General features: G+C 53.1%; 12 protein-coding genes. All 12 read right to left on the bottom strand.

What is annotated here, in order from left to right; translation table 11 throughout:
- Nucleotides 1-180: 180 nt before the first annotated feature.
- The 12 genes from cpoB to sucC all read right to left on the bottom strand — a co-directional run bounded on the left by cpoB (nucleotide 181) and on the right by sucC (nucleotide 11,542).
- Nucleotides 181-981, bottom strand: a complete 801-nt coding sequence (gene cpoB / locus B880_RS0100725) for a cell division protein CpoB (RefSeq protein ID WP_017345468.1) — start codon at nucleotides 979-981, stop codon at nucleotides 181-183.
- A gap of 9 nt (nucleotides 982-990) precedes the next feature.
- Nucleotides 991-1,509, bottom strand: a complete 519-nt coding sequence (gene pal, locus B880_RS0100720; protein WP_017345467.1) for a peptidoglycan-associated lipoprotein Pal — start codon at nucleotides 1,507-1,509, stop codon at nucleotides 991-993.
- A 55-nt stretch (nucleotides 1,510-1,564) separates the two neighbouring features.
- Entirely contained in the window at nucleotides 1,565-2,860 is a 1,296-nt protein-coding gene (tolB, locus tag B880_RS0100715) for a Tol-Pal system beta propeller repeat protein TolB (protein ID WP_017345466.1), read from the bottom strand.
- Between the two features lie 115 nt (nucleotides 2,861-2,975).
- On the bottom strand, nucleotides 2,976-4,364 hold the full coding sequence (gene tolA / locus B880_RS0100710; RefSeq protein ID WP_017345465.1) for a cell envelope integrity protein TolA: 1,389 nt from the start codon (nucleotides 4,362-4,364) through the stop codon (nucleotides 2,976-2,978).
- 26 nt (nucleotides 4,365-4,390) lie between these two features.
- Entirely contained in the window at nucleotides 4,391-4,819 is a 429-nt protein-coding gene (gene tolR / locus B880_RS0100705) for a colicin uptake protein TolR (RefSeq protein ID WP_017345464.1), read from the bottom strand.
- A 13-nt stretch (nucleotides 4,820-4,832) separates the two neighbouring features.
- Complete coding sequence (tolQ, locus tag B880_RS0100700; protein WP_026042338.1) at nucleotides 4,833-5,519, bottom strand: Tol-Pal system protein TolQ; 687 nt, start codon at nucleotides 5,517-5,519, stop codon at nucleotides 4,833-4,835.
- Nucleotides 5,516-5,920, bottom strand: coding sequence for a tol-pal system-associated acyl-CoA thioesterase (gene ybgC, locus B880_RS0100695; RefSeq protein WP_017345462.1), 405 nt, complete (start codon nucleotides 5,918-5,920; stop codon nucleotides 5,516-5,518). Before ybgC ends, tolQ begins: the two co-directional genes overlap by 4 nt.
- Before the next feature lie 190 nt (nucleotides 5,921-6,110).
- Nucleotides 6,111-6,224: a cytochrome bd-I oxidase subunit CydX gene (gene cydX / locus B880_RS25760; RefSeq protein WP_017345461.1), complete on the bottom strand. Its 114-nt coding sequence runs from the start codon at nucleotides 6,222-6,224 to the stop codon at nucleotides 6,111-6,113.
- A 16-nt stretch (nucleotides 6,225-6,240) separates the two neighbouring features.
- Nucleotides 6,241-7,380 (bottom strand): cytochrome d ubiquinol oxidase subunit II, encoded by a 1,140-nt coding sequence (cydB, locus tag B880_RS0100685; protein ID WP_017345460.1) that lies wholly within the window; start codon nucleotides 7,378-7,380, stop codon nucleotides 6,241-6,243.
- A gap of 12 nt (nucleotides 7,381-7,392) precedes the next feature.
- On the bottom strand, nucleotides 7,393-8,964 hold the full coding sequence (cydA, locus tag B880_RS0100680; protein ID WP_017345459.1) for a cytochrome ubiquinol oxidase subunit I: 1,572 nt from the start codon (nucleotides 8,962-8,964) through the stop codon (nucleotides 7,393-7,395).
- Between the two features lie 536 nt (nucleotides 8,965-9,500).
- Nucleotides 9,501-10,376 carry a succinate--CoA ligase subunit alpha gene (gene sucD / locus B880_RS0100675; protein ID WP_017345458.1) on the bottom strand — a complete coding sequence of 292 codons (876 nt, stop codon included), beginning with the start codon at nucleotides 10,374-10,376 and terminating at the stop codon, nucleotides 9,501-9,503.
- A complete protein-coding gene (sucC, locus tag B880_RS0100670; protein ID WP_017345457.1) occupies nucleotides 10,376-11,542 on the bottom strand; it encodes an ADP-forming succinate--CoA ligase subunit beta in 1,167 nt (388 codons plus the stop codon). The genes sucD and sucC overlap by 1 nt, the downstream gene beginning before the upstream one ends.
- Between the last annotated feature and the right edge of the window lie 31 nt (nucleotides 11,543-11,573).

The following is an 11,573-nucleotide window of genomic DNA, read 5'->3' as shown; positions in this document are numbered from 1 at the left end:
CTGAGCTAACGACCCATCTTCCGGCTTGCCAGACACTGTTTAGAAGTGCTGGTGCAACGGCGGCATATATTACTGATTTACGGAGATGGCGCAACCCTATTTTTCAATAATTTGTTCATATGCTTACCTTTCATGCAGCATGACCAGAATTCAGACGAAAACTGGTCATGGTAAGCACAATTACAAACTATTGAGTCGTTTTTGCGCGAGTTTTGCAGATTCACTGTTTGGGTAAACTTTGATCACCTGCTGGAAAACCGCCTTCGCTTTCGCGGTGTCGTTTTTCTCTTGCATGATCACGCCGACCTTAAACAACGCCTCTGCGGCTTTCGGTGACTTAGGATAGTTTTTCACGACAGTGGCAAAATAGTAGGCTGCGTCGTCCTTTTTGCCCTTGTTGTAATACAACTGCCCCAGCCAATAATTCGCATTTGGCTGATAAGTCGAGTCCGGATACCGTTTGACCCACGCCTGAAGCGCGGTAATCGCCTGATCGAACTGTTTCTTTTCGAGAATCAGTGAGACGGCAGCGTTGTAATCGGTATTGGCATCACCGCTCTGCGTCGGTGCGGCCGCAGCAGGTGCAGGTGTGCTGCTGTCAGCGCCTGCGGCTGCCCCAGCTGCGGCGCCCGCTGCTGCTGCATCTGCGCCCGGCTGTGCGGCTGCGCTGCCACTGCTCATGCTATCCATCTGCTGATACATCTGTTTTTGACGATCAACAGCCTGGTTGAGCTGATAGGTATTTTGCTGGATTTGCCCACGCAAAGAATCGATATCGCTTTGGGTATCGTTCAACTGCTGCTGCAGCTGCTGAATGAGCTGTGCCTGAGCATTCGTGATTCGTTCAAGGGTGGTGACACGGTCTTCGACCGAGCCTGAGCCAACGCTACTGATTGACGCCTGGGCATTAGCGGCCCAAGGGGCCGCTACGCCAACCAGTAACGACAGACCCAACAGGTGATGTCTGAAGTTACTAATCATGTGATTCTCTTAGTAGACCAGTACGGCACGACGGTTTTTAGACCATGCAGCTTCGTCATGACCCAGAACAGCCGGCTTCTCTTTACCGTAAGAAACGATAGACATCTGGTCTGGAGAAACGCCTTTGCCCTGCAGGTACATTTTCACTGCAGAAGCACGACGCTCGCCCAGCGCGATGTTGTATTCTGGCGTGCCACGCTCATCCGCATGACCTTCGATGGTCACTTTGTAAGATGGGTTGCTACGCAGGAATGCCGCGTGCTGATCCAGCATCTGAGCGTACTCAGACTGGATGTCATACTTGTCCAGACCGAAGTAAACGATGTTGTTCTGCTGCAGCTGCTGCATCTGCAGACGAGCTTGCTCGTCTGAAGACATGTTGCCGCCGTTAGCGCCAGCGCCGTAAGCACCGTTGTCTGCGCCAACGCCAGTCTGATCGTTGTTGTTGTTTTTGTGTGAGCTACATGCCGCTACCGCGAGAACTGGCACAGCCAGCAGTAAGCCCTTCAGCACTTTGTTCAGTTGCATTGTTTTAGTCCTATTATTGTTTGCTATACGTATTTACACACGCATTTATCATGCATTACAGATAAGGCGACCAGGCAGGGAATGAGACCTGACCATCTGTCGCCGGAAGACGCGCTTTGAAACGCCCATCTGTTGAGACCAACTGCAACACGGAACCATACCCCTGAGTAGAGCTGTAGATTACCATCGTGCCGTTAGGCGCCAGACTTGGCGTCTCATCCAGATACGAGTTGGACAAAGTTTGTACCGCCCCGGAATCCAGATCTTGTTTGGCGATATGCTGCGCACCACCATTGGTGCTCACCATCACCAGAGTTTTACCATCAGCAGAGACGTCGGAATCCTGGTTCTGGGCACCTTCCCAGGTCAGGCGTTGCGAAGCGCCACCGTTGACGTTGATTTTGTACACTTGTGGTGCACCGGCCTGATCCGAGGTATACGCCAGGCTTTGGCTATCCGGGAACCATGCTGGTTCAGTGCTGTTATAGCGGCCATCTGTCAGCTGGCGGATCTGTCCAGAGGCTAAATCCATCACATACAGATTCAGGCTGCCGGTTTTAGACAGGGCAAACGCCAGCTTGCTGCCATCTGGGGAGAAGGCTGGAGCACCGTTGTGGCGCGGGAAACGCGCAACCTGACGAATGGCACCATTAGACAAGGTCTGAACCACCAGAGCAGACTGGCCGCTCTCAAAGGTCACGTAAGCCAGTTTAGAACCATCTGGTGACCATGCTGGTGACATCAGTGGCTCTGGCGAACGGTGGACCACAAACTGGTTGTAACCGTCGTAGTCTGCTACACGCAGCTCGTACGGGAACTGGCCGCCATTGGTTTTCACTACATAGGCGATACGGGTGCGGAATGCCCCTTTAATACCGGTCAGCTTCTGGAACACTTCGTCACTGGCAGTGTGCCCGGCATAGCGCAGCCACTGCTTGGTCACTTTATAAGAGTTCTGCGCCAGTACCGTACCTGGTGCGCCTCCGGTGTCCACTAACTGGTAGGAAATCTGATAGCTGCCATCTGGATTGGCACCCACTTTACCGACCACGACAGCGTCGATACCCAGCGCGCTCCAGGCAGCAGGCTGAACTTCCTGCGCCGTCGTTGGCTGCTGCGGTAAACGTGACGTATCAAGCGGATTAAACTTACCGCTGTTACGTAAGTCAGCGGCAACGATCCCGCCGATATCTTCTGGCGCAGCCCCTGGACCGGCCCACTGGAATGGCACGACACCAATTGGACGTGCAGTGTTTACACCTTGCGTGATCTCAATGCGCACTTCCGCATGGAGAACCGCTGCCCACAGCAGTAAAAAAAAGCTTAACGTAATACGAAATGCCTGCTTCATTTTCTCTCCCTTATCTGAACCTCAGTTCACGATAATTCGCACTTGTCCTGAAAACCACGGTTTAGAATCTAATACGGCAAGCTAAACATAGTTCAACCTGCCGCAAGATACTGCATTATTCCGGCTTGAAACGCATTGGGGCATTTTTAAACACTTCGTAGACCGCCTGGCTTGGTGGCTTAGGAATGTGTGCCTGTTTAGCAGCAGAGATAGCGGCCTGACATAACGCCGGATCGCCCCCTTCAGCTTTAACATCAATCAGTAAGCCATCCGGTGCCAGCTTGATACGCAGATTACACTCTTTGCCTTTAAACGAATCCGCATCGTAGAAGCGGCTCTGAATAGCCCCCACGACCTGACCCAGGTAAGAGTTGATCTCCGCACCAGAAGCACCGGCTTTCTTCTGATTACCCTGCCCAGCCGCACCCGCAGAAGCACCGCTTTTCGGCGCATTCTTACCTGATGAGAGGCCACCCAGCAGGTCATCAACGGCATCGGTGTTCTCCGCAGCCGCAGCCGCTTTGGCTTTTGCGGCAGCAGCAGCTTTGGCTTTCGCCGCGGCATCTGCTTTGGCCTTAGCCGCAGCTTCTGCTTTATCTTTCGCTGCCTGAGCCGCAGCAGCTTTCGCTTCTTCAGCGGCTTTCTCTTTGGCTTCCTGCGCTGCAGCAGCCTTAGCTTCAGCAGCAGCTTGTTTCTTCGCTTCTGCATCCGCCTGTTTTTTCGCTTCGGCAGCAGCAGCTTTAGCATCAGCATCCGCCTGCTTTTTCGCCTCAGCGGCAGCAGCCTTGGCATCCGCTTCAGCCTGTTTTTTGGCTTCAGCTGCGGCGGCTTTTGCCTGGGCATCCGCTTGCTTCTTCGCCTCGGCGGCAGCGGCTTTCGCATCGGCTTCGGCTTGCTTTTTCGCTTCAGCTGCGGCGGCTTTCGCTGCGGCATCCGCCTGTTGCTTCGCTGCCGCGGCAGCCGCAGCAGCGGCCTGTTTAGCCTGCTCGACCGCTTTCTCTTTAGCGGCTTCAGCCGCTTTTGCCTGCGCTACGGCTTCGGCTTTGGCATCTGCTTTCGCCTGGGCAGCAGCAGCTTCAGCGGCTTTCTGCTGCTGTTCTGCCTGCTTAGCCGCAGCTTCGGCCTGGCGCTGCTGTTCAGCGGCTTGCTGCTTCGCTTCCTGCTGTGCCTGAAGTTGCTCTTTAGCTTGCTGCTTCAGACGCTGCTGTTCGGCAGCCTGCTTTTGTTGCAACTCTTCAGCCTGCTGCTGCGCCTGTTTCTGGCGCTGCTGCTCGGCGCGCTGGCTATCGCTACGCTGATTTTGTTGACGATTATACTGGTCAACGACGGCCGCGGGATCGACCATAACGGCGGCGATATCGCTACCACCACCGCCGCCACCGCTGGAATCAACGTGCTCGTTAAACGAGCTCCAGATCAGTAGCGCGATCAAAACAATATGCAAAATCACCGAAATGATTATCGCGCGCTTTAATTTGTCGTTTTGTTCGGTTGCCTTCGACACTCTCGGTTCCCAAAAACGGTTCGGCTTTAAATCGGCTGCGTCATCAAACCGACAGATTTAACACCTGCCTGATGCAACAGGTTAAGCGCCTTGATGATCTCGTCGTAAGGCACATCTTTCGCTCCGCCAATCAGGAAGACTGTTTTCGGGTTAGCTTGCAGACGGCGTTGCGCTTCACTCACCACCTGTTCCGGTGGCAGCTGCGACATACGATCGTGATCCACGACCAGGCTGTACTGCCCTACCCCGGCGACTTCCACAATCACGGGCGGGTTATCATCACTGGAGACAGTTTTGGAATCAGTGGCATCCGGCAGATCCACCTCCACGCTCTGCGTGATGATGGGCGCCGTTGCCATGAAGATCAGCAACAGCACCAGCAAGACGTCCAGTAACGGAACAATGTTAATTTCCGATTTCAGGTCGCGACGGCCGCGACCACGCACTCTGGCCATCGTTTACCTCTGATTACTTAGCGTTGTCGCTGGTGAATGCCTGACGATGCAGGATGGCAGTGAACTCTTCCATGAAGTTATCGTAACCCTGTTCCAGCTTGTTCACGCGCTGGTTCAGACGGTTATATGCCATCACGGCGGGGATCGCAGCAAACAGGCCGATTGCGGTGGCAATCAACGCTTCTGCAATACCCGGAGCTACCATTTGCAGCGTAGCCTGTTTTACCGCACCCAAGGCGATAAAGGCATGCATGATCCCCCACACGGTACCAAACAGGCCGATATACGGGCTGATTGAACCCACTGTGCCCAGGAAGGGAATATGGGCTTCAAGGCTTTCCAGCTCACGGTTCATCGAGATACGCATCGCACGGCTGGCACCTTCAAGAACGGCTTCCGGTGCATGGTTATTTGCACGATGCAGACGAGCAAACTCTTTAAAACCGGCATAGAAGATCTGTTCGGAACCGCCGAGCTCATCACGACGCCCCTGGCTTTCCTGATAGAGCCGCGACAGCTCAATGCCTGACCAGAATTTATCTTCAAACGCTTCGGCCTCACGACCTGCTGCATTTAAAATTCGGGTACGTTGGATAATGATGGCCCATGAGGCAATCGAAAAGCCGATCAAAATCAACATGATAAGTTTGACCAGAAGGCTCGCCTTCAGGAACAAATCAAGAATGTTCATGTCAGTCACTGCTTGAACTCCGCGACAATAGACTTGGGAAGCGCTATCGGCTTCATTAGATGTGGGTTGATGCAGGCAATCAGGACTTCGGCTTCGTTTAGCACTTTCCCTTCTGCATTCACGATACGCTGGGTAAAAGTCATCGTCGCGCGGGTCATTGCCGTGACTTCACTCTGGATTTCCAGCAGTTCATCAAGGCGAGCCGCAGCGTGATACTCAACCGTCATGCGCCGTACCACAAATCCCACCTGTTGCTCTAACAGGGTTTGCTGACTGAAATGGTGCTGACGCAGCATTTCGGTACGTGCTCGTTCATAAAAAGCGATATAGCTGGCGTGGTAAACCACACCGCCGGCATCAGTGTCTTCATAGTAGACCCGAACCGGCCAGCGAAACAGCGTTGTACTCACTCTACATCCCGGTCTCATTTTAAACGTTGCTACTATACTTAAGTGAGATCGGCTTGGGAATGGGTCGCCAGGACCTGGAGAAAATAATTATCAAACAGTTACAAAGCATCGAAGATTTACGGAGAAAAGTTGACCGGATGCTGACAGAAGTCGACCGCCAGCATCGGTTTATTTGGTCTTGAATCAGGATTTACTCGGTGGATTCGGGTGCTGATTTTTCTTCAAGGTGTTCCAACGCTAACGCGGTGATCACCCCAAAGGCACAGGCCAGCAACGTGCCAAGTATCCAGGCAAAGTACCACATGATTGATCTCCTGTTCTCAGTAAAGGGAGTGAGTGTTGCGTTCAATATCTTCACGGGTGATGCGACCAAACATCTTGTAGTAGCACCAGCCGGTGTAGCCCAGCACCACCGGCACAAAGATAATGGCGGCGATGGTCATAATCGTCAGCGTCAGATGACTTGAGGTGGCATCCCACATTGTCAGGCTGATATCCGGCACGGTGCTGGACGGCATGATGAACGGGAACATAGCAATACCCGCCGTCATGATGACCCCCGCCAGCGTGAGCGAACTGCTGATAAATGCCCAGGCACCCCAGTTAAGGCGTGAACACAACACCGTAACCAGTGGCAATAACGCCCCCAGCAACGGGAAGATCCACAGCAACGGCGACTGCTCAAAGTTGTGCATCCAGGCACCGCTCTCACGAATCACGCTTTTTCCCAGAGGATTAGACGCAGCATGGTGATCAAGCACGCTGGTGACCACATAGCCATCGATGCCGTATTTAACCCACAGACCCGCCACCACAAAGGCGACCAGCATCACCAGTGCAGCCACCTGCGCAGTGAGGCGACTGCGCAGTCGCAACTCACCCTGCGTGCGCATCTGTAAATAGGTTGCTCCCTGAGTCAGGATCATCGCGACGCTGATGACACCCGCTAATAACCCAAACGGATTCAGCAACTGGAAGAAATTGCCGGTATAGAAGAGACGCAGATACTCATCCGCATGGAATGGCACGCCCTGCAGCAAGTTGCCGAACGCGACACCGATCACCAGCGGCGGGACAAAGCTGCCAATGAAAATGCCCCAGTCCCACATGCCGCGCCAGCGCGCATCTTCAATTTTTGAACGGTAGTCAAAGCCGACCGGGCGAAAGAACAGTGCGGAAAGCACCAGAATCATCGCCACATAGAAACCGGAAAAGGCGGCGGCATACACCATCGGCCAGGCCGCAAACAGTGCGCCACCGGCGGTGATCAACCACACCTGATTGCCATCCCAGTGGGGTGCAATACTGTTAATCATGATGCGGCGTTCATTGTCATTGCGCCCGAGGAAACGGGTTAACATGCCAACGCCCATATCAAAGCCGTCTGTCACCGCGAAACCGATCAGCAAAATGCCCACCAGCAGCCACCAGACAAAGCGCAATACTTCGTAGTCAAACATCGTGTTGCTCCTTTATCCACGCAGGGGCTGTTGAGAGAGGGAAATTTGCTCGTGATGATATCGGCCGGTTTTCAGACTGCTGGGACCAAGGCGCGCGAATTTAAACATCAGGTACATTTCTGCGATCAGGAACAGGGTGTAGAGACCGCAGATCAGAATCATGGAGAACAACACATCCCCCACCGCAAGAGATGAGCTGGCCACCGCCGTCGGCAACACCTCACCTATCGCCCAGGGTTGGCGGCCATACTCCGCCACAAACCACCCCGCCTCAATGGCAATCCACGGGACTGGCAAACAGTAGAGCAGCGTTTTCAGCAACCGGCGCGATTTGCCGATGCGATTGCGGATCACACTCCAGAACGCGAGGCTTATCACCACCAGCATAATCACGCCACCCAGCACCATAATGCGGAATGCAAAGTAGAGCGGTGCCACGCGGGGAATGGAATCCTGCGTTGCCTGATGGATCTGTGCCTCAGTGGCATGACTGACATTATCGGTGTAGCGCTTCAGCAGCAGCCCATAACCGAGATCGCCTTTGCTCTGTTCAAACTCACTGCGTACGGCGGGATCACGGCTACCCGCACGCAGTTCATTAAGCAGCGCGTAAGCCTTCATGCCATTGCGAATGCGAACTTCATGCTGCTGAAGCAGGTCTTTCAGACCCAATACCGGCTGATCCAGGGATCGTGTGGCGATCAGCCCCAACAACCAGGGGATCTGCACGGCGTAGCGGTTCTCCTGAGCTTGCTGATCGGGCAGGCCAAACAGCGTGAAAGCCGCCGGAGCCGGTTGGGTTTCCCACTCGGCTTCAATCGCGGCCAGTTTGGTTTTTTGCACATCCCCCACTTCATAACCGGACTCATCACCCAGCACAATGACGGAGAGAATGGCCGCCATGCCAAAACTCGCTGCGATAGCGAACGAACGTTTGGCAAAGGCCACATCCCTGCCCTTTAGCAGATACCAGGCACTGATGCTGAGAATAAACATCGCCCCGGTGGTGTATCCCGCCGCCACGGTATGCACAAATTTCACCTGCGCCACCGGGTTAAACACCAGCTCAGAGAAACTCAGCATTTCCATTCGCATGGTTTCGAAATTAAATTCCGAGGCGATGGGGTTCTGCATCCAGCCATTGGCGACCAGAATCCACAGGGCTGACATATTTGAACCCAGCGCCACCAGCCAGGTGACGGTAAGGTGCTGGATTTTACTCAGACGATCCCAGCCAAAGAAGAACAAGCCGACAAAGGTGGATTCGAGGAAGAATGCCATTAGCCCTTCTATCGCTAATGGCGCACCAAATATATCGCCGACATAGTGCGAGTAATAGGACCAGTTGGTGCCGAACTGAAACTCCATCGTCAGACCGGTCGCCACACCCAGCGCGAAGTTAATCCCGAATAACTTACCCCAGAATTTGGTCATGTCTTTGTAGATCTGCTTACCCGACATGACGTAGACGGTTTCCATGATGGCCAGCAGGAAAGCCATACCCAGCGTCAGCGGGACAAACAGGAAGTGGTACATCGCCGTTAAGGCAAACTGTAACCGCGAGAGTTCAACAATATCTAACATAGTGACTCCTTGCTCCGGGATTGACGCGGCTCTTATTAACGGTATTTATAAGAGTGACACGCCAGGAACGACTGATTATTTATTCCAGTTCTCTTATCTTCAGAATGGAAGACGACTGAATACTGAATAACAAGTAAAGAGGATTAAAATTCCCTGAAATAGCCGCATTAAAACTAAGCATGGCTTAATTGATTAACACCGCTTAAAATAAACCACCTTCAAACCATTGATAAAAATAGATATAGCATCCTGATTCAGCGCAATTTAATCGCAATATGTGTGCTTAAGCCAGCGGTATAGTTTTTTATAATTTGCGTAAAATTGATCCAGATTAAGGTATAAAACTTCCAGAAATGTTGCTAACGGTGAGTTGTTAATCTGCTGTGATTTTCTGATGCGGGTTGTCGAAAAAAGGTTACCAATCGCGCGATGGGTTAACGTCAATGTGGCTAATCAGCGCGCGCAACCGTGGGTATATCGCGCGCATAAAAAAGGGCCATCCTTAGATGACCCTGTTTCAACGCACTAAGGCGAGATTATTTTGCTGGCAGAACGGCTTTCACTGCATCACCGATGTCAGCCAGGCTGCGCACGGTTTTGACACCAGCGGCTTCCAGTGCAGCGAATTTCTCATCCGCAGTACCTTTACCACCGGCAATGATGGCGCCCGCGTGGCCCATACGTTTGCCTTTAGGCGCAGTCACACCCGCGATGTAACCTACAACAGGTTTGGTTACGTTGGCTTTGATGTAAGCTGCTGCTTCTTCTTCAGCGCTACCACCGATCTCACCGATCATAACGATCGCTTCAGTCTGTGGATCTTCCTGGAACAGCTTCAGGATATCAATGAAGTTTGAACCTGGGATCGGGTCACCACCGATGCCCACACAGGTAGACTGGCCGTAGCCAATATCTGTGGTCTGTTTCACTGCTTCATAAGTCAGCGTACCTGAGCGGGAAACGATCCCTACACGGCCTGGCTTATGAATATGACCTGGCATGATGCCGATTTTGCACTCGCCTGGGGTGATCACACCTGGGCAGTTCGGGCCGATCATGCGCACACCGGCTTCATCCAGCTTCACTTTCACGGTCAGCATATCCAGGGTCGGGATGCCTTCAGTGATGGTGATGATCAGTTTGATGCCTGCATCGATAGCTTCCAGGATACCGTCTTTGCAGAACGGTGCTGGTACATAGATGACAGATGCAGTTGCACCTGTGGCTTCAACTGCTTCACGCACGGTGTTGAACACTGGCAGACCCAGATGCTCAGTACCGCCTTTACCAGGAGTTACACCGCCAACCAGCTGTGTGCCGTAGGCCAGAGCCTGTTCAGAGTGGAATGTACCCTGGCCGCCAGTGAAGCCCTGGCAGATAACTTTGGTGTTTTTGTCGATCAAAATGGACATTATTTACCCTCCGCTGCAGCAACAACGCGTTGCGCCGCGTCTGTCAGGCTGGTTGCTGCAATGATATTCAGACCGCTGTCTGCCAGTTTTTTGGCACCCAGCTCGGCGTTGTTCCCTTCAAGACGCACCACAACTGGCACGTTCACGCCAACTTCAGCGACTGCGCCGATGATGCCATCAGCGATCAGGTCACAGCGTACGATACCGCCGAAGATGTTAACAAAGACGGCTTTTACCGCTTCATCAGAGAGGATAATTTTGAAGGCTTCTGTTACGCGCTCTTTGGTTGCGCCGCCGCCAACGTCCAGGAAGTTAGCAGGCTGACCACCGTGGTGTTTCACGATGTCCATGGTACCCATTGCCAGACCGGCACCGTTCACCATACAACCGATGTTGCCTTCCAGCGCAACGTAGTTCAGTTCCCACTGTGTTGCATGCGCTTCACGTGGATCTTCCTGGCTTGGGTCACGCATTTCGCGCAGTTCTGGCTGACGGAACAGCGCGTTGCTGTCAGCAGTCAGTTTACCATCCAGACAAACCAGATCGCCCTGCTTGGTGATAACCAGTGGGTTGATCTCAACCAGCGCCAGATCGCGCTCCAGGAACAGCGTCGCCAGACCCATGTAGATCTTGGTGAACTGTTTAACCTGCTTGTCGTCCAGACCCAGCTTGAATGCCAGCTCACGGCCCTGATAAGGCTGTGGACCTGCCAGCGGATCCAGTGCAACTTTGTGGATCAAGTGTGGGGTTTCTTCTGCCACTTTCTCGATCTCAACGCCGCCTTCGGTGGATGCCATAAACACCACGCGACGGGTTGCACGGTCAACCACCGCACCCAGATACAGCTCTTTACCGATATCTGTCGCTGATTCAACCAGAATCTGATTTACCGGCTGACCTTCAGCATCTGTTTGATACGTGACCAGACGCTTACCTAACCAGTGTTCAGCAAAAGCACGGATATCTTCTTTGCTGTTTACCACTTTCACACCGCCCGCTTTACCACGGCCACCGGCATGAACCTGACATTTTACTACCCACGGGCCTGAACCAATTTTAGAGGCCGACTCTTCTGCTTCACGTGGAGTAGTACAGGCGTAACCAGTAGGTGCCGGTAAGCCATACCGCGCAAACAGCTGTTTGGCCTGGTATTCGTGTAAGTTCATGATGTTCTTTCCATTTGGTCTGAAAAATTAG

This window comes from Pantoea sp. A4 (genome assembly GCF_000295955.2).
In the GTDB taxonomy this organism is placed as follows: domain Bacteria; phylum Pseudomonadota; class Gammaproteobacteria; order Enterobacterales; family Enterobacteriaceae; genus Pantoea; species Pantoea multigeneris.
This window is presented reverse-complemented; position numbering and strand designations above follow the sequence as displayed.